Source organism: Bifidobacterium sp. AGR2158 (assembly GCF_000424225.1).
Lineage (GTDB): Bacteria > Actinomycetota > Actinomycetes > Actinomycetales > Bifidobacteriaceae > Bifidobacterium > Bifidobacterium anseris.
The window spans coordinates 179184-197677 of sequence record NZ_KE384151.1; the positions used below are offsets into that span (position 1 = coordinate 179184).

Annotated in this window: 12 protein-coding genes and 1 pseudogene; 5 read left to right on the forward strand and 8 right to left on the reverse strand. The window is 61.9% G+C overall.

Annotated elements, in window-relative coordinates; translation table 11 throughout:
• Positions 1 to 156: 156 nt before the first annotated feature.
• From G606_RS0109050 to G606_RS0109060, 3 genes are all read right to left on the reverse strand, one after another.
• A complete protein-coding gene (locus tag G606_RS0109050) occupies positions 157 to 1071 on the reverse strand; it encodes a capsular polysaccharide synthesis protein (protein ID WP_051198820.1) in 915 nt (304 codons plus the stop codon).
• Positions 1072 to 1171: 100 nt separating this feature from the next.
• Positions 1172 to 2416 carry a nucleotide sugar dehydrogenase gene (locus G606_RS0109055; RefSeq protein ID WP_026645676.1) on the reverse strand — a complete coding sequence of 415 codons (1245 nt, stop codon included), beginning with the start codon at positions 2414 to 2416 and terminating at the stop codon, positions 1172 to 1174.
• A 46-nt stretch (positions 2417 to 2462) separates the two neighbouring features.
• The gene (locus G606_RS0109060) at positions 2463 to 3998 is read right to left on the reverse strand and encodes a sugar transferase (protein WP_026645677.1); all 1536 of its coding nucleotides are present in this window, start codon (positions 3996 to 3998) and stop codon (positions 2463 to 2465) included.
• 332 nt (positions 3999 to 4330) lie between these two features.
• On the opposite strand from G606_RS0109060, the gene G606_RS0109065 reads away from it, so the two are divergent.
• Both G606_RS0109065 and G606_RS0109070 read left to right on the forward strand, forming a co-directional pair.
• Positions 4331 to 4813 carry a hypothetical protein gene (locus G606_RS0109065; protein ID WP_442852251.1) on the forward strand — a complete coding sequence of 161 codons (483 nt, stop codon included), beginning with the start codon at positions 4331 to 4333 and terminating at the stop codon, positions 4811 to 4813.
• A gap of 101 nt (positions 4814 to 4914) precedes the next feature.
• Entirely contained in the window at positions 4915 to 6534 is a 1620-nt protein-coding gene (locus tag G606_RS0109070; RefSeq protein ID WP_442852252.1) for an MDR family MFS transporter, read from the forward strand.
• A 40-nt stretch (positions 6535 to 6574) separates the two neighbouring features.
• Here the strand turns inward: G606_RS0109070 and G606_RS0109075 are convergent, their stop codons facing one another.
• The 4 genes and pseudogenes from G606_RS0109075 to G606_RS0109090 all read right to left on the reverse strand — a co-directional run bounded on the left by G606_RS0109075 (position 6575) and on the right by G606_RS0109090 (position 11322).
• Positions 6575 to 7927: an Nramp family divalent metal transporter gene (locus G606_RS0109075; RefSeq protein WP_026645680.1), complete on the reverse strand. Its 1353-nt coding sequence runs from the start codon at positions 7925 to 7927 to the stop codon at positions 6575 to 6577.
• Positions 7928 to 8018: 91 nt separating this feature from the next.
• Positions 8019 to 8765 (reverse strand): HNH endonuclease family protein, encoded by a 747-nt coding sequence (locus G606_RS0109080; protein ID WP_026645681.1) that lies wholly within the window; start codon positions 8763 to 8765, stop codon positions 8019 to 8021.
• A gap of 49 nt (positions 8766 to 8814) precedes the next feature.
• Positions 8815 to 9925: pseudogene (locus tag G606_RS10550) on the reverse strand (LacI family DNA-binding transcriptional regulator).
• On the reverse strand, positions 9925 to 11322 hold the full coding sequence (locus G606_RS0109090) for a Maf family protein (protein ID WP_026645682.1): 1398 nt from the start codon (positions 11320 to 11322) through the stop codon (positions 9925 to 9927). Before G606_RS0109090 ends, G606_RS10550 begins: the two are co-directional and overlap by 1 nt.
• Before the next feature lie 189 nt (positions 11323 to 11511).
• Between G606_RS0109090 and G606_RS0109095 the strand changes: the two genes are divergently transcribed.
• The 3 genes from G606_RS0109095 (at position 11512) to pdxT (ending at position 14647) form a co-directional block, all read left to right on the forward strand.
• Positions 11512 to 12948, forward strand: a complete 1437-nt coding sequence (locus G606_RS0109095; RefSeq protein WP_231371485.1) for a flippase — start codon at positions 11512 to 11514, stop codon at positions 12946 to 12948.
• 160 nt (positions 12949 to 13108) lie between these two features.
• The gene (pdxS, locus tag G606_RS0109100; RefSeq protein ID WP_026645684.1) at positions 13109 to 13984 is read left to right on the forward strand and encodes a pyridoxal 5'-phosphate synthase lyase subunit PdxS; all 876 of its coding nucleotides are present in this window, start codon (positions 13109 to 13111) and stop codon (positions 13982 to 13984) included.
• Positions 13985 to 13996: 12 nt separating this feature from the next.
• Positions 13997 to 14647: a pyridoxal 5'-phosphate synthase glutaminase subunit PdxT gene (gene pdxT, locus G606_RS0109105; protein WP_026645685.1), complete on the forward strand. Its 651-nt coding sequence runs from the start codon at positions 13997 to 13999 to the stop codon at positions 14645 to 14647.
• A 74-nt stretch (positions 14648 to 14721) separates the two neighbouring features.
• On the opposite strand, the gene G606_RS0109110 is transcribed toward pdxT, so the two are convergent.
• Positions 14722 to 18306 (reverse strand): ABC transporter ATP-binding protein/permease, encoded by a 3585-nt coding sequence (locus G606_RS0109110; RefSeq protein ID WP_026645686.1) that lies wholly within the window; start codon positions 18304 to 18306, stop codon positions 14722 to 14724.
• Positions 18307 to 18494: the final 188 nt, after the last annotated feature.

The following is an 18494-nucleotide window of genomic DNA, read 5'->3' on the forward strand; positions in this document are numbered from 1 at the left end:
GCATGGCGGCGCGGCATGGCGACGAGCCTTTCAGGCGATGATTACGAGTGGCCATCGTAGCACACGAAGCTCGAATGCCTCCATGCCGGCGGCTTCGTCGGCATATCCTTGGCATATTGTGGGCACATCGTCAGCACATGGGAAGCGCCGTATCGTTCACAGCGTGCCGTCGAGTACCGCGCCGTACACGGTATGCGCGGCGGGAATCCGCTGCACGTTCTTATAGGAGAGCTTGTACGCATAGGTGTCGGCCGGCAGGTCCACGCTCGCATCGGCGAGCTTGCCCGCAAGATACAGCCGATGCAGATTGTTGACCGGCTCCGCGTCGATCATCGCGCGCACCTGTGGGATATGCGTATACGCGGCGGAGAGCATCACGTCGATCATGAAATAGTCGGGGATGTGGTCGGTCAACCCATACAGCGTGACGAAGGCCTGCAGCATATAGGAGAACAATGGATTCCCCTGCTTGCCTCCCATGAAGTAGCCGGTCCAGTTGCGCGTGGGCGCGCTCTGATGGTTCGGAATCGAATAGAACGTGTATCGCCTGACGTTGTCGGACAGGTCGGCGGTCAGATACATCGTCGCGTCCATCCACATGCCGCCATGCTCCTTCAACACGGCGAAACGGACGATGTCGGACAAGGTCGTGATCGTGATCTTGCCGTCGTGCACCTTGCGCATGATCGACGGATCCAGCGACGCGTACTGCTCGACCGTGTCCTTCGTGATGAGGCGGACCTCGCGCCCGCTGGCGTGACGCTTGATGCTGTCAATGCAGGCGCGGACGATCGGGGGCTCGGAGCCGTCCAGACCCTGCCACCACATGACCCATATGGGTCCGTCATTGGTCACGGGCATCGTGGCGAGCGCGTCGGCGTCAAAGGGGATGTCCTTCATGAAGCGCTTCCATGACGCCTCGACGAGCTTGGCATAATATGCACCGATATTACGATGTGCCAGATGATGCATCAGGCTCGTCATCCCCATCCGCGGCCCGAACAGGCGAGTCGCGCTGCACACGTACTGCAGCTTCGTGCGGATCTTCCCCATCGTCGACGACCATCCCATCGCGTTCCCTCGAATTACGTTTACATTCCAACAGCAAGATGCAAGATGGATGGACGCCACGCGTTGACCAACACTCGACGTCCATCAGCTGAATCACAGCTCAATCGCGCTTGAACAGGTCTCGCGTATAGACCTTGTTCGCGACGTCGGTGAGTTCGTCGTTCCAGCGGTTGGCGACGATGATCGTCGCCGCGTCCTTGAACGCGTCGAGGTCATGCGTGACCGGGCTGCCGAAGAACTCGGCGTCCTCGAGCGTCGGCTCGTAGACGACGACCGGAACGCCCTTCGCCTTGATGCGCTTCATGATGCCCTGGATGCTCGACTGGCGGAAGTTGTCCGAACCGGACTTCATCGTCAGGCGGTAGATACCGACGGTCGGCTTCTCGACGCCTTCGATTTTCGCGAGGATCTGTTCGGCGATGAAGTCCTTGCGCGTGCCGTTGGACGCGACGATCGCCTCGATGAGGTTCTGCGGCACATCCGCGTAGTTCGCAAGCAGCTGCTTCGAATCCTTCGGCAGGCAGTATCCGCCGTATCCGAAGGACGGGTTGTTGTAATGGCCTCCGATACGCGGATCGAGGCAGACGCCGCGGATGATCTCGGACGTGTTGAGGCCGCGCGATTCGGCATAGGTGTCCAGCTCGTTGAAATAGGCGACGCGCAACGCCAGGAAGGTGTTGGCGAACAGTTTGATCGCCTCGGCCTCGATCGTGCCGCACACCAGTTCGGGAATGCCGGTCGTGCCGTCCGCATTCACGCGCTCATGCTCCTCCGGCGCCGCGCCCTGCGCGAGCAGATTCGCGAAGACGTGCGCCGCTTCGACGGCCTGCTCGTCGTCCATCGGCGCGCCGACGACGATGCGCGACGGATGCAGGTTGTCGTACAGCGCGTGACCCTCGCGCAGGAACTCCGGGGAGAAGATGATCTTCTCGTCGCCGGTCTTCTCGCGCAGCTGCGCCGTGTAACCGACCGGAATCGTCGACTTGATGACGATCCAGCAGTCCGGGTCGTATTCGCGAATCGCCTTGATCGCCGCTTCGACGCTCGAGGTGTCGAAGTAGTTCTTCTTCGGGTCGTAGTTCGTCGGCGTCGCGACGACCGCGTAGTCGGCGCCGGTGTAGGCCACGGCCGGATCGGTCGTCGCCTGGAAGTCGAGTTCCATCGTGCCGTCACGCTTGCCATCGAGGAAGCGCGTGATCTCCACGTCCACAATCGGGCTCGTGCACTCGTTGAGCATCTCGACCTTCTTCGGGACGATGTCCAACGCATGCACCTCGTTGTGCTGCGCGAGCAGCAATGCCACGGACAGGCCCACATAGCCGGTGCCGGCAACCGCAATCTTCATCATGTTCTCGATTCTTCTGGTTTCGGTTTGGTTGGTTTATTGTTGCTCAGTACGCGCCGTGCGGATGCACGACGATGCCGATCGTGCGCAGGATGTAGACGACGTCACCAAGGACGCTCCAATCCTGCACGTAGCTCACATCGAGCTGACGGCTTTCCTCTTCGTTCAGGTCGTTACGGCCGGAGACCTGCCACGGACCGGTGATGCCCGGCTTGACCAACAGGCGCGTCGCATAGACCTGATCGTATTCCTCGACTTCGAAGTCACGCTGCGGACGGGGGCCCACGACGCTCATCGAACCCGTGAACACGTCGAAGAACTGCGGCAGCTCATCGAGGCTCGTCTTGCGGATGAAGTTGCCGACCTTCGTGATGCGCGGATCATGCTTGAGCTTGTAGCGTGCGCCCATCTCCTGACCATTCGCTTCGAGCACTTCCTTGAGATGCTTGTCGGCGTCCACACGCATCGAGCGGAACTTGTGGATATAGAACGGCTTGCCATGCAAACCGATGCGTTCCTGCTTGTAGAAGATCGGGCCGCCGTCCTCGATTTTGATCGCCAATGCGACGATGAGCATGATCGGCGACGACAGGATGATCGCGATCGACGAGACGATCAGGTCGAAGATGCGCTTCTTGATGCGCGACGCCGGCGAATACTGCGGCAGGCTGATCGTCATGATGCTCATGCCCTGGATGTTGCGCATCTGCGTCGCGTGCTCGGCGATGTCGAGCGCCGACGTGATCAGCGCAATCTCCAGATTGAGGGCCTCCATCTGCACGGCGAAGGTGCTCAGGTTGTCGGAGAAGCGGTCGAGCACATCGGTGACCATGACGGTCTGCGCGCCGGTCTGCGCGATGCGCGCGGCGAGGTCGTCGCCGTAGGTGATTGGCTGGATGAACTCACCCCAGGCCTCCTCCACCTCGGCCTTGAGCAGATTACGGTCCGGATCTGCCTCGATGAGGCCGGTGGCCCGGTTCACGCGAATCGGGCAGACACGAACCGGCTTGTAGTTGAGCTGCTTGCGCTGGTTGAGGAACTTGAGAATCTGTCCGATGCCCTCCGGAGAGCCGACGATAACGGTCGGATAGGCGTATTCGCCCTTGCGGTGGCGTGCCGTCAGGAACATCCTCGCGACCATGCGCACGATCATCTCAACGATCCAGACACACAGGCAGGTCACAGTGACATCGGCCAGCGAAATCGTCGTCTGCATGATGTAGTTGACGGCGCAGATGCTGATCCAGCTGATGCACGTCGCCTTGAGCAGCAGGACATTGAGCTGGTAGCCGTCGGCGAACACATGACGGTGGTAGACGCCGGCAACGCGCGCGCAGAACACCCAGATGATCGCGCATACCGCCGCGTACAGGTACGGATTGATCGTGACGTTCCACTGCAGGCGCGTTGTGAAGACGCGCATCTCTCTGTACATCGCCATGACACCCAGATTCACGCAGAAGAACACGAGCGCGTCGAACACCATGAGCGCAAGGTTCATGACGAATCGCCATTGCAACACCTTGGCGGATTGGCGGTCGACCTGCTGAGCCAGTTGCGCGTCGCTCTGCGTTCCGCTCATCATTCTCCCTCTGATGAAATGACATGGTCATCTGATGCGTAAACGACGTCGCATCACGGCACGGATCACAAGTCCCCGCGCATACGAACATTCATCATAACGCGAACCATGTTCAGGCCGTCCCCGTTGCGCACGCGTCCATACATCCGCGTAGACACCTCCGTTCGTTTCTCGAATAGTGAATAGGGAATGCCCCCTGTCTAATATTGTGTCGAGGTATCTCAACTACGCCGAGCATCCCACAGCATCCATGCGACCACACCGAGGCCACCACCGACACGCCTTGCACCGTTGCACGCATGACGACGGATGCCGATTCGAAGGAGGCCACGATGGCAGAACATACGGAATACGTCGAGGATGGGGCCGACGACGTGATCGAGGAGACGACGACCGTCACGCCGGACACGCAGGACGACATCCAGACCGGCGAAATCGACGCCGTCACCACGCAGGACGAAAGCGACGACACAATCGAGGACGACGAGCTGCATCAGTTCGAACGCCGCATCGACGAGATCCTCGCCACCGGCGAACTCGACGAGACGCTGCGCGTCATCGACGAGAAGGGCGTCGCGCAGGTGCTGCCGGTGCTCGACACGGAGCCGATCTCGCATCTGCTCGAGGGCATCGAGGAGATCGGAGGCCGCGCGAACGTCTTCGTGCGCACCGCAGACGGCATCGCCGTGCTCAGCGTCGCCGAATACAGCCCGCAGAATCAGGACGATGCGCAGTCGGCCGACGACACCCCCACCGGCGAGACGCCGGTCGTCGACGAAGCGCAGGCCTCCGTGACGACTACCGAAGAAGACTGAGTGAAGCAGCGGCCACCGGCGCCGCGATCCCGATAAGAACCTAGGAACGCATGGCAGCACACGGACAACAGGAGCATCCACAGGACGAACGACCCGGCGGCATGCCCGCACCGCACGGCGGACGTCCGTACACGCGCGAAGTGCATCACGAACCAGAGCCGGAGGTGGCCGCACACCGCGGCATCGCCGCCCTGTCCACGGTGCTCACCCGCGAGCGCGCGTACCGCAATGGCCATCTGACACGTCCGGCGTTCATCTCGCTCGCAATCCTGACCTTCATCACCTTCGTCGGCAACTTCACGCAGCTGCAGCTGAGCGCCGCACTCCCGACGCTTGTCGACGATTTCGGCATCTCGGTGACGCTCGGCCAATGGATGACATCGATCTTCCAGCTGACGATGGGCGTCATGGTGCCGCTGACCGCGTATCTGACGCGACGTTTCTCCACCCGGCAGATCGTCATCGCGTCGATGGTCGTGTTCACGGTCGGATCGGTGCTCGCATGGCTCAGCCCGACCTTCCCGCTCGCGCTGTTCGGCCGTTTCCTCGAGGCCGCCGGCACCGGCGTCATGTGGCCTGTGTTGCAGATCACCGTCTTCTCGATCTTTCCGCTTGACCGGCGCGGCATGGCGATGGGCGTCGTCGGCATGGCAATGGCCGTGGCCCCGGCGATCGGCCCGACGCTCGGCGGCCTGCAGACCGATATGAACGGCTGGCGCTCGATTTTCTTCACGCTGACCGTCATTGGCTGCATCGCGATCGTGCTCGCCGCCTGCGGACTGCACAACTTTGGGGCATCGGACAAGACGGCGCATGCGGATTTCTTCTCGGTGGGTCTGTCGATTATCGGCTTCGGCGCCCTCATGTTCGGCTTCACGAACATCCAGGCCTATCCGCTTGCGGCTCCGGTCGTCTGGCTGCCGATGGTCATCGGCGTCGGCGGCATCATCTGGTTTGTGCTACGGCAGATCCATAGCGAGAAGCGTTTCAAAGCCGGCAAGGCGAACCGTCCGGCGCTGCTGGATCTGTCGGTGCTGCGCAACGCGCATTTCTCGATCGGCACGCTTATCGCGTCGCTGAGCTTCTTCGCGTTCAGCTCTCTCGTCGTGCTCATTCCGCTGTATATCCAGAACTGCCGCGGCTATACGGCCACGATCAGCGGTCTCGTCATGCTGCCGGGCGCCATCGCGCAGGCGATCGCCCAGTTCTTCGGCGGACGGGCGCTCGACCGCTTCGGCGCGCGTCCGGTCGCAATGGTCGGCACAACGCTGCTGTGCCTCGGCACCGTGATGATGAGCATGATCGGCATGCACACCTGGATCTGGTACATCTCGATCTGCCAGTTCATCCGGCAGATCGGCATGGGCTTCGTCATGATGCCGGTCACCACCTGGTCGCTTAACTGCCTGAAGCCGGCCGAGGTGTCCGCCGGTTCAGCGGTCACGAACACGGTGCGGCAGATCGCCGGCGCGATCGGGTCGCCGGTCATGATCCTGACGATGTATTCGATCGCCGCAGCGCAGATGTCCTCCGGCCGCACCGAAATCGCCGCGAACATCATCGGCATCGAATGGGCGTTGCGCATCAGTGCGATCATCAACTTCATCATGATTCTGCTGGTCGTCTTCGGCGTCAAGGGCGAAGATGCCGGCTCTACCCGCGAAGCGGTGCGCCGCGCGCTGGGTCGTCAGAAGGACGCGGCAACCGTCACAGCGAAGTAGCTGTCATGCCTTGCCCATCACCGTCACAGCGAAGTAGCTGTCATGCCTTGCCCATCACCGTCAGAACGATGAGCACCAGATTGAGCAGCACGATCACGGCGCATACGGCGAGGCAGATGATGTGCTTGACCGTGCCATCGGCGTATTTGCCCATGATCTCACGGTCATGGGTGTAGCGCATCAGCGGGATGATTGCGAAGGGGATGCCGATCGAAAGCACCACCTGACCGATGATCAGCGCCTCGGTCGGATTGCTCGCGAACGCGAGCACGACGAGCGCTGGCACAAGCGTCACGATGCGGCACGCCCACATCGGCACCTTCACCCGCAGCAGCCCCTTCATGATCTCCGAACCGGCGTAGGTGCCGACCGACGTGGAGGACAGCGAGGATGCGAGCAGCCCGATCGAGAAGATCGTGCCGACGGTCGGCCCGAGTACCTGCGTAATCGCGTGCTGCGCGCCTTCGATCGTGTCGGTGCCACCCATGCCGTGCAGTGAATTCGCGGCGATAACGAGCAGCGCGATGTTCACGCTGCCGGCGATAGCGAGCGCCCATACGACGTCGATGCGGCTGCCGCGCATCATCTCGGGCACACTCGGCCGGTCGATGCCTTTGCCGAAATGGTCGTTGACGAGCGTCGAATGCAGGTAGATCGCGTGCGGCATGACGGTCGCGCCGAGCATCGACGCGGCCATCAGCACCGAGGCGCCGTCCGAGAAGCGCGGGATGAGCCCTTCGGCCACTTCGAGCGGGTTCGGCGGATCCATGAACAACCCTGCGATGAAGCCGAAGGTGATGACGAGCAGCAGCCCGATGACGAAACGTTCGAAGATCTTGTGCGTCTCCCCTCCCTGGAAGAACAGCAGCAATGTGGAGACGGCTCCGATGATGCACCCGCCGAGCAGCATCGGTATGCCGAACAGCAGGTTGAGCGCGATCGCACCGCCGATTACCTCGGCCAGATCGGTGGCGATCGCGATCACTTCGGCTTGCATGAAGAACAGGAAACGTCCGGCCGCGCCCATGCGTTCGCCGAGGATCTGCGGCAGGCTTTTGCCGGTCACGACGCCGAGTTTCGCTGCCTGATATTGGATGAGCACGCTCATACAGTTCGCCACGACGAGCACCCAGACGAGCATGTAGCCGTATTTCGCGCCGGACGTGAGATTCGCGGCGACATTACCGGGGTCGACATAGGCGACGGCCGCGACGAAAGCCGGTCCGAGCATGCTGGCGAGCGCATGTGCCGCCTTCTCCGGCAGTCCTTCGTCCTTGCGTGCGATGGCGATGTCCTGCGCGGCTTCCACATCGAGTCCGAGCGTATCGATGTCCACCGGCTCCTGAACACCACCCGCCGTGCCATCTGGTTTCGTTTCACTTCGCCGTGCCATCGCCGCTCCTCGTCGCCTTGTCCTATCAAGCACTCCTAGAAGGCCAACGTAACGAATCGGTGCCTGTTCGCGGCTCGCTCAATCGTCGTCGTCATTCCTCGGGCACCGCCTGACCCGGGCAGCTGCGCAGCACGGTGAGCATCGCCCTTTTCTCCTGCGTCGTGACGCTCAGCCCGTATTTGTCCTTGACGCCGATCTGCCGCGCGACGTATTCGCATCGGTAGCCGCTGTTCTCCGGCAGCCAATATGCGGCTGAGGCCGATGATTTCTCCTGGTTGGCCGCACCGTCCACGGCGATGAGGTTGTACATGTCGTTGCCGAATTCGTAGCGTTTCTTCGCGCTCCATGTGTTCGCACCCGACTGCCATGCGTTCTGCAGCGCCACGACGTGGTCAATCTGCACGGCGGCACTCGTGTCCCGTCCGCGTTTGAAATGGATCTCGTCACCGGTGTAGGGGTCTTCGAGGACTCCGGACTGGACTTTGCAGCCGCCGCGCTTCGTGTAGCGTACGTCGTCGAGGTCGCGGTCGAGCACGTCGTCGCGCACGTCACAGCCGTTGCCGTCGACGTCGGTCTGCCGGTAGCCGAATTTCTCGCGGTCGTATCCCTTCGACGACGGATGGTCGTTGACGACGAGTCCGTCGAGCGTCTGCGCGGCCGAGCCCGTCGCATGGTATTCGCCGGTCATCTCGGCGATCTTCGGACTGAGACGGGGCAGCACAAGCCCGATCGTGACGCCGATGACGACGAGGACGACGAGCACGATGAGCACACGTTCGAACAGGCCCGCGCTGTTGATGTAGTTGCGGCCGAAATGCTGGGAGCGTCTGCGTGTCATGCCATTACGTCTACGCGTTCGCGCCGCCGAACGCAAATCGTCGGCATTGTCATCGCCGGGCGGCGGCGCGCACCGACTGCCGCACAATCAGGTCGGCCGGCGCAAGTCCGACGCCGTGTCTGGAGATCGCATATCCCGGTTCGTCGCGTTCGCCGAGCAGATACAGGATCTCCTTCATCGCCATCGTGCCGAGGTCGTCGAAATCGGGCCGCACCGTCGTCAGTGGCGGATAGAGGTTGTCGACGCCGGGCATGTCGTCAAATCCGGTCACGCTCACGTCGTGCGGCACACGCAGCCCGTGCTCGTACAATGCGCGCATGACGCCGATCGCCATCACGTCGTTCGAGCAGACGACACAAGTCGGCAATCTGCCGCCGTTCGAACCGATGTTGTCGAGGATGTGGTTCATCCGGCGGTACGCGGACGCGGATTCCCACGCCCCACACTGCACGGTGATCGAGTTGACGGCGCGCGCGACGCACAGCTTGTTCCATGCGGCGAGCCGCGTCGCCGCGTCGCGCCAGTCAGTGTCGCCGGCGAAGAACAGCACGTTGCGGTGACCATAGTTGACGATGAGTTCCATCACCGACGCCATGCCGCCCCACTGGTCGATGCCGGCGATCGAGATACGTCGGCGCTCGCGCACGCCCGGCATCCGCAGACCTTCCTGGATGCTGACAGCGCCGTGCGTCGACGTGACGATGACGCGCGGGCTGCGTACGCGAGCGCGGCAGGCCGCCTCAAACATGCCGTCGGTCGGCGTGAACATCAGGAACGCGTCGACGTCCTGCTGTTCGAAGCCTCCGCACAATTCGTCAAATTCCTTCTGCGTGCACGCGGCCTCATGCACGAGCGCGACCGAGATGAACATGTCGTGGGCGCGCGACCGTCTCGATCGCCGACATCGCGCTGACGGTGCCGTAGAAGCGTTGGCCTCCGGCGATGAGCCCGATCGTGCGCGAACGATGCGAGGCGAGCGCGCGCGCCGAATTGCTCGGACGGTAGCCGAGTTCGGCGATGGCGGCGTTGACCTTCGCGCGCGTCGCGTCGGCGACATTCGGTGAATCGTTGATGACGCGCGAAACCGTCTGGTGACTCACGCCGGCGAGTTTCGCCACGTCGAAGATCGACGGCCGTTTCGCCCGTGCGCGCGTCGTCATCAGCGTCCTTGGTATTCTTCGGCGAGTGCATCGAGCCGCGTGCGGAAGCGCGGCCAGTCGGTGCGCATCGCCGTAAGCAGCTTATGGCCGGGTACTTCGTCGATCGCGACCCATTCGATCTCCATGCTTTCGTCGTCGTTCGCCTTCGGATGCACGACGTGTCCCGGCTTTTCGAACGCGAATACCGTCGTGTAGGACCATGGGCCGTGGTCCTCGCAGTAGGAGCCGACGACTTCGATGTCCTCGGGCGTGATGTTCGCCTCCTCGTTGGCTTCGCGCAGCGCGCCCTCGAGCGTCGACTCGCCGTCGGCGATCGCGCCGCCGGGGATGCCCCACGTGCCGCCTTCAGCGCTCCATTCGGCGCGGTGCTGCATGACGATGTGTGTGACCTTGCCGGTCTCCGCGTCGCGGCGTGCGAGCAGCACGCCGGCGGCGCCGTTGAGTCCCCAGTGGCGGCGGCCGCAAGCGCATTCGACCCAGCCATCCCCCGGCTGACGCACGTTCGTCTTCGGCGCCTTCGCCGAGGATTCCTGGAATCGTTCGTCACGCGACACGTTCCACAGGTCGGTCCATTCGATGCCCATGCGTTCGACAAGTTCGCGCGCCAATGGCAGACTCAGGCCGATGATGCCGCTCGGCGCGCCGGTGATCGAGTCGATGAACGCGCCGCCGAGGCCGTCGAGCGTGAACGAACCGGCCACTTCAAGCGGTTCGCCGGATGTGATGTAGCGGTCGATCATCGTTTCGGTGAATTCGCAGAACGTCAAGGTCGCCCTGCTCGCCGCAGTTTCGACACGCCCGGTGGCGAAATCGATCAGCGTGTGCCCAGTCCACAGTTCGCCGGTCGCGCCGCTCATCTCCTGCAGGCGTTCGCGTGCGATGGCTGCGGCGTGCGGCTTGCCGTAGGCGTGACCGTTGAGCAGGAACATCGAGTCGCAGCCGAGGATGAGCGGCCCGACCTTGCGGTCGGCGAGACCGCCGGTCGTGTCGATCGGTTCGCGTTCGGTCGGGATGTCGATATTGGAGAAATCGCGCGTCTGCGCGGACGCGATGGTCTGCGCCGTGTATTCGGCAGCGGACGATCCGGCATCAACCACCGTCTGCTCGGCGGCAACTTCGAGCGGACGGCCGATGACGCGTTCGCCGGTGGCTTCGGCGGCGGTGCGCACGACGTTGCGGTAGATCTCGTACACGACCGTCGCCTTCGCACGGGACAGCGTGCACACCTTGTCGGCAATCGGCAGCTCGTCCACGCTCACGCCCTGCCGCTGCGCCGCCTGTTCGAGCACGGCGTCCTCGTCGACATGCGACACGCGGATCGTCGGGCAGATGCCTGCATTGAACAACACATCACGTCGCGGCTGGGACTTGGAGGCAAGAATCAACGGAATGCTCATGCAGTCCACCTTACCTCACGCCATCGCTGCTCCTCATTTGAACGCAATGGTCTCGGCATGCATAGGTATAGCATCATATGGAAGACAATGTTCACAGAAACCGCTGCGCGCGATTTCGCTGCCACCTTTTGTTAACCGACTATGACAGAGCAGAAACCGAAGATACGATCAGTCAAATTCAACGTCATTATGAACATGATTCTGACAACATCATCGTTCATTTTCCCGCTCATCACTGTTCCCTATGTCTCACGTGTACTCGGACCGAGAGGCATGGGCGCAGTTGCATGGGCACAGACCTTCGTCTCATATTTTTCACTGGTTGCAATGCTTGGCATCAGTGCATATGGCATACGTGAGGTCGCCCGGGCGCGAAACAATCCAAAAGAGCTCAGCGCTGTTGTACAGGAGCTCATGGTCATTTTGCTCATCTCCACCACCATTGTGAGCATCGTCTTCCTCATCTGTATCTTCACAGTGCCCAAAGCTCATGAAGACGTTGGCCTCATGCTTATCTTCGGTGTGAACCTATGGCTGTCCGCTTTCGGAGTCAACTGGTTTTACCAAGGCATTGAGCAGTATGGATACATCACCATACGAAGTCTTGTGTTCAAGGTTCTTGGACTGGTGCTCATGTTCCTTTTCGTTCGACACGCCACAGATTACCGCATCTACGCTGCTATCACCGTGCTGGGAAGCGCTGGATCGAATATACTCAACACCATCCGACTTCATAAATATGTACATTTCAGCTTCCATCGCAATCTCAACTTGCGCCGCCATTTCAAACCGATGATGAGCTTCACTATCTCCAGTATCTCCTCCGGTATGTATGGGCAGCTGGACATGCTTTTCCTTGGATTCTTCGGCACAAGTATCCAAGTTGGTCTCTATCAGCTAGTTGTAAAAATCAAAAATCTTGCCGGCAATGCCGTGAACTCAGTCGGCTCTGTCATGCTGCCACGCCTCTCCTATTACGAATCACAAGAAGGCGGTCATAAAAAGACAGCCGCACTCATCGCCAAGAACATCAACTTTTTGTTCATCACCGGCATCGCCTTCATCGGTGGCATCATCATATGCGCACAACCACTCATCTTGATCCTTGGCGGCAAAGAGTACATCGGCGCAACACACGCTTTGATCATTGCATCCGCAGGCATTCTGTTCTCACCGATGAATACCGTCCTGTCTCAGTACATGATTGCCGCCGGTCAGGAGAAGATGTACGCAGGCATCAACTTCCTAGGACTTGTGCTAGGTACTCTCTACTGTGTAGCACTCATCCCTCTTTTCGGAATAGAAGGTGCAGCAATCGCCTATGTCGGATCAGAGCTCAGTACTTTGATTGTCCGCTTGATCGTATTGCGACACTTCATCAAAGAGCTCGCCAGCATGCTCGACCTCGGAAGATCTTTTCTTGCTTTCACCATTGCATTCGCCACAGGATTCACGATTTCACGTACAGTACTAAATATGAACATGTTCTTCCAACTTATAATTGGCTCCATTTCTTTTGGCATACCCTATCTCATCCTCCTCATTCTACTTAAGGAATCGTTCGCTGTTTCAATACTGAACTCCCTACTGAATAAACATGGACACAAGACCCTAAATGTTAAATGAACACGAAAACGTGCGTTCAACAAACGAACATCACATGCCTCATTAACGTTCGTTGTGGTATCTCTCTAAATCAATGCGCGGTGTAGCCCGCGCATTGAGGAGAAACGAAACGCTCGGCGATGGCATGCACGTCGCCGACCCACACGAAAAGGCTCTCTGTATGGAAAACACGAGAAACGAACTCAACAAGAACCTTGCGCAGATGCTCAAGGGCGGCGTCATCATGGACGTCACGACGCCCGAGCAGGCGCGCATCGCCGAGGACGCAGGCGCGTGCGCGGTCATGGCGCTCGAGCGCATTCCGGCCGACATCCGCGCGGCCGGCGGCGTGAGCCGCATGAGCGATCCCGCAATGATCAAGGGCATCCAAGAGGCCGTCTCGATTCCCGTCATGGCGAAGGTGCGCATCGGCCACATCGCCGAGGCGCGCATCCTGCAGGCCATCGAGATTGACTACATCGACGAGTCCGAGGTCCTCTCCCCCGCCGACGACGTCTACCACATCGACAAGAACGAGTTCGCCGTCCCCTTCGTCTGCGGCGCGAAGAACCTCGGCGAGGCGCTGCGCCGCATCGAGGAGGGCGCCTCGATGATCCGTACGAAGGGCGAGCCGGGCACCGGCGACGTCATCCAGGCTGTGCGCCATATGCGCACGATGAACAAGCAGATCCGAGAACTCGTCTCGCTGCGCGACGACGAGGTCTACGAGTTCGCCAAGCAGCTCGCCGTCCCGTATGAGCTCGCGAAGTTCGTGCATGACAACGGCCGTCTGCCGGTCGTCAACTTCGCCGCCGGCGGCGTCGCAACCCCGGCGGACGCCGCGCTGATGATGGAGCTCGGCGCGGAGGGCGTCTTCGTCGGCTCTGGCATCTTCAAGTCCGGCGACCCAGCGAAGCGCGCCGCCGCGATCGTGCAGGCGACTGCGAACTGGCAGGACGCCGATCTGCTCGCCCGCCTGTCCGAGAACCTCGGCGAGGCAATGGTGGGCATCAACGAGGACGAGATCGAAACGATCATGGCCGCCCGCGGCGAGTGACGGGCGGCCTCCATGGTTGTTGACGTTTCCTACATTTCCAAAGAGCATTCCGACGGCGTGGACGCCGTGGCGCATGGCGTCACCGGTATCCTCGCCGTGCAGGGCGCCTTCGCCGAGCACGCCGCGATGCTCGACCGTCTCGACGCGCCGTGGAAGCTGCTGCGCGCGGCCGAGGATTTCGACGCTTCGATCGACCGCGTCATCCTTCCGGGCGGCGAAAGCACGACGCAGGGCAAACTGCTGCGTTCGACGGGGCTCTTCGAGCCGATCGCCGCGCACATCGCGGCCGGCAAGCCGACCTTCGGCACCTGCGCCGGCATGATCCTGCTCGCTTCGCGTCTCGACAACGATCCGAACGTCTATTTCGGCGCACTCGACGCGACGGTCCGTCGTAACGCGTACGGCCGTCAGCTCGGGTCGTTCGCTACGACCGAGGATGTGCAGACCTTCGCCGCCAATGGCGATCCGAGCGGCGTTATCAGTGATTTTCCGCTTGTGTTCATCCGCGGCCCCTTCGTGGCCGAGGTAGGTCCGAAGGCCCATATCATGGCGAGCACCGGCGGCAACGCTGTCGCGCTGCAGCAGGGCAACATCCTCGCGACCGCCTTCCATCCAGAAATCACCGACGACACCAGCATCCACGACTATTTCCTGAGTCTGTGATTGCAGAAAGTGTAAGCGGTGGGTTGGCTTGTGAATTCACAAGCCAACCCACCGCTTTTCCCGTTATTTCGTCCTCACACCACGCGCACTTCGTCGGCGATCTTCATCGTCGATTCCCGGTGCGAGACAAGGATGACGGCGGCGCCGCTTTCCTCGACCAGACCGTTGATTGACTGCAGGATGTACGCCTCGTTGAGCGAGTCGAGACGGCTCGTCGGTTCGTCGAAGAGGTAGAGCCGCGCGTCGCGCAGGAACATGCGCGCCAAACCGATGCGTTGGCGTTCGCCTTCGGAAAGTCGGCCGCCGAGTTCGCCGACCGGCGTCTCTACACCTTGCGGCAGGCTTTCGACGAGCCGCAGCGCCGACGCTTTGCGCAGCGCCTCGCGAATTTCGTCATCGTTCGCCTCCGGCGCCGCGATCCGCAGATTGTCGGCGATCGTGCCGTCGAACAGATACGTCTCCTGGCTCATCATCGTCTGCAACCGGCGTCGTGCATGCGCGTCCACAGCCGGCAGCGTGTCCCCAGAAAGCGTGACGACGCCCGATTGCGGATCCCAGTAGCGCATTAGCAGCTTGAGCATCGTCGACTTGCCGCGCCCGCTCGGCCCCTGCAGCCCGAGGATGCCCGACACCGGCACGTCGAGCGTCACATCGTCGAGCACCGGAGCGGCGGCGCTGTCGTACGCGAAGGTCACATCCTCCATCCGCATGCCGTCGTACTGCGGCGCGAGCGTGCCATGTTCGACGACCGCGGGCGTCTCGTCCATCAACGCGAATAGACGCCGCGCCGACGCGAAGGTCTGCGTCAGGCTCGCCGGCAGCGCGCTCAATGCGAGCGTCGGCCCGAAGGAACTGACGACGAGCACGAGCGCCGTCACTGCGGCAGCCATGTCCGCGTGCGTCGTCATCGCCAACGCCAGCGTCAGGAACGCCGCCACCGCAGAGACGAGCACGATGATGACGTGGTCGAGGCCGCCGTAGGTCGCGTTGCGCGCGCTGAGCTCGACGCGCTGCGCCCACAGCGCACGCGAGCTGCGCTCGATCCGAAACAGCCGCTCTTCGCCCTGACCGAAGCGGATGATCTGCTCCAGACCGTGCATGTCGTCGAGCACCATGTCATCCAGACGTGCCGATTCCTTGCGGATACGGCCGCCGACGCCATGCAATGAGTCGGCGAACAGTTTCGGTACAACGACGCCGATGAGCAGATGCGCGGCGACGAGCAGCAGCGCGAACCACGGGCTGAGGAACAGCAGCGCGACCGTGTAGATGAGCGTCGTCGAGATCGCGATGACGGTCGGCGAAATCGTGTGCGCGAAGAAGATCTCGAGCAGTTCCACATCGGTCGTGACCATCGAGACGAGATCGCCTTTGCCTTTGCCGGCGAGCTTCGCCGGCGCGAGCCTGCGGAGCGCCGCGAACATCTTCGCGCGGAACAACGCGAGCAGCCGGAATGCCAGATTGTGGTTCATGTACTGTTCGCAGTAGCGCATTGCGCCGCGGATGAGCGCGCAGACGACCATCAATGCGAGCGCCCAGCCGGCGCTCATCCCCCACACCGGCCGACCATAGGCCGCGAACAGCGCCATTGTGCCGAATACCGGCAGGAAGGTCGCAGCGACGTGCCCGAGCGTGCCGAAGACGCAGGCGACGATCATCAGCGGCCGCAATGAGCCGACCTGACCGAGCAGCCGTCCGATGAGTCGCATCGTCGACGTCCGCTCGTGTGGCGCGTCCTGCTTCGCCGCCTGCGTCGTCACCGCTGGAGAGTCGGAACTGTCGGCGTCTGCAGCGCGCGACTGCGGCGTCAAGTTCTGCGCGTACCGGATGCCGGCGTGCTCCTTGCGTTTGCCGACCTGTTCGACATCCTGCTGCGTCCGGAACATCGTTGCATACACGCCGTCGGCGGTGATGAACGCGTCGTGGGTGCCGGTCTCCACGCAGCCGCCGTCGGCGAACACGGCGATGCGGTCGGCGGCAATGGCGTCGGCAAGCCGGTGCGTGATGAGCAACACCGTCTTGTTTGCAGCGAGCTTGTGCACCGTCTTCATGATGAGCCGTTCGCTGTCCGCGTCTACCGAGCTCGTCGCCTCGTCGAAGATCATGATCGGCGTGTCGCGCAGCAGGGCGCGTGCGACGGCGATGCGCTGACGCTGCCCGCCCGACAGGTTCGCCGCGCCCTGTTCGATGCGCATGTCCAAGCCGTCAGGTTGTGCGTCGACGAAATCGAGGATATGAGCGTCAGCGAGCGCGCGACGCAGTTCCTCGTCGGCCGCGTCCGGCTTCGCCATCAGCAGGTTGTCGCGCAGCGTGCCGGCGAACAGATGGCTGCGGGCGCCGACGATCGAGACGGCGTGCATGAGCGCGTCCTCGCTGCAGTCGCGCAGCTCGACCGTCGCGCCGCCGTCGACGAACCGCAGCGAGCCCGTGTAGCCTTCGAGTTCGCCGGCGACGAGCGCCGCCAACGTCGATTTCCCCGATCCTGATTCGCCAACGATCGCCGTCAGCGAGCGCGCCGGCATCGTCAATGTGACGTCGCGCAGCGCCGGCTTGGCGTCGTCCTCACCGTACGCGAATCCGAGCGATTCGGCGCGCACGCCAAGGTCGGCGCCGGCAGGCAGCGTCCGCGTGCCATATCGCGGCTCCGGTACGTCGAGCAGCGCGAAGATGCGTTTGCTCGACGTCATGCCGTTCATCGCGACGTGGAAGTAGGAGCCGAGCTGACGCAGCGGCAGGAAGAAGTCGACGGCCATCAGGATGACGAACAGTACGCCGAACAGGCCGAGCAGCGGATCGGCGAGGTGCGGGCTCGAGCCGAGCAGATTGCCGAAGGCCTGATTGCCGCCGTGCATGAACTGCCAGACGGCCACGAAGATGCCGGCCGCCGCGCCGCCGTAGGCGACGACGTCCATCGCCGTCAGCGAGCGTAGCTGAATCTGCAGCACGCGCATCGTCATGACGCGGAACTCCTCGGCCTCACGGTTCATTTTTCCAGCCGCGCGTCCGTCCGCGTCGAAGGTCTTGAGAGTCTCGAGTCCCTGCAGGTCGTCAAGGAACACGGATCCCATGTCCGTGTATTTGTCCCAGTATTTGCGGAAGGTCTTCGCCGTGCGCATCGCGATGAGTCCGACGATGATGACGATGAGCGGCGCACAGACGAGCAACGTGACGGCCGTCGGCATATTGATCGGCGCGATGACGGCAAACAACGTCAGCGGCGCGAGAATCGCGAAGCCGAGTTGTGGCAGGAACAGTTCGAAGAAGCTCTGCACCTGGTCGACGCCCTCGCCGGCGAGCTGCACGACGTCCGATGTGCGCGTGTGCTGCGCATATGACGGCCCGAGCGAGAGCATCTTCCTGTACAGCGTAGAACGCAGGCCGAGTTTGACGCGCTCGGCGGCCAAGGTGCCGAGTTTCGTTGCGAACCTATGCGCGACGAAGCGCACAACGGCGATGACGACAAACACGGCGACCGCCGTCCAGATCTGCGCGGCGAGCATATGGTCGTCGCCGGCGTAGCGGACGAGCGGCGCGATGATACCGACAATACTTGCCGCAAGCGCGATGTCCGCGAGCAGCCCAATCCACAGGAAGACGATCTTGCCTATGACGAGTTTCCTGACTCCCGGCACAAGTGTGAAGAGCCGCTTGTCGACCATCGTTCCTCCTGAGCTTCGATTGTTCGTTCCTCGGCGTGCGATGCGAAACCATTCGCCAATCTAGCAGCATCGCGCCGTGCTGAACAGAGGTGCGCGGCCGTTTTTTCGTGACCGCGCCCACGTTCGCCGCTTGTCCATTCACACAAATCAGCTTTCGCGATTCTTGTCCCTTCGTACAATGCCGCGCC

Coding starts and splice junctions, on each gene's coding strand:
- G606_RS0109060 (WP_026645677.1), bottom strand. CDS start 3,998: ATGAGCGGAACGCAGAGCGACGCGCAACTGGCTCAGCAGGTCGACCGC.
- G606_RS0109095 (WP_231371485.1), top strand. CDS start 11,512: ATGAACATGATTCTGACAACATCATCGTTCATTTTCCCGCTCATCACT.
- pdxT (WP_026645685.1), top strand. CDS start 13,997: ATGGTTGTTGACGTTTCCTACATTTCCAAAGAGCATTCCGACGGCGTG.
- G606_RS0109090 (WP_026645682.1), bottom strand. CDS start 11,322: ATGAGCATTCCGTTGATTCTTGCCTCCAAGTCCCAGCCGCGACGTGAT.
- G606_RS0109080 (WP_026645681.1), bottom strand. CDS start 8,765: ATGACACGCAGACGCTCCCAGCATTTCGGCCGCAACTACATCAACAGC.
- G606_RS0109055 (WP_026645676.1), bottom strand. CDS start 2,416: ATGAAGATTGCGGTTGCCGGCACCGGCTATGTGGGCCTGTCCGTGGCA.
- pdxS (WP_026645684.1), top strand. CDS start 13,109: ATGGAAAACACGAGAAACGAACTCAACAAGAACCTTGCGCAGATGCTC.
- G606_RS0109110 (WP_026645686.1), bottom strand. CDS start 18,306: ATGGTCGACAAGCGGCTCTTCACACTTGTGCCGGGAGTCAGGAAACTC.
- G606_RS0109050 (WP_051198820.1), bottom strand. CDS start 1,071: ATGGGATGGTCGTCGACGATGGGGAAGATCCGCACGAAGCTGCAGTAC.
- G606_RS0109070 (WP_442852252.1), top strand. CDS start 4,915: ATGCCCGCACCGCACGGCGGACGTCCGTACACGCGCGAAGTGCATCAC.
- G606_RS0109075 (WP_026645680.1), bottom strand. CDS start 7,927: ATGGCACGGCGAAGTGAAACGAAACCAGATGGCACGGCGGGTGGTGTT.
- G606_RS0109065 (WP_442852251.1), top strand. CDS start 4,331: ATGGCAGAACATACGGAATACGTCGAGGATGGGGCCGACGACGTGATC.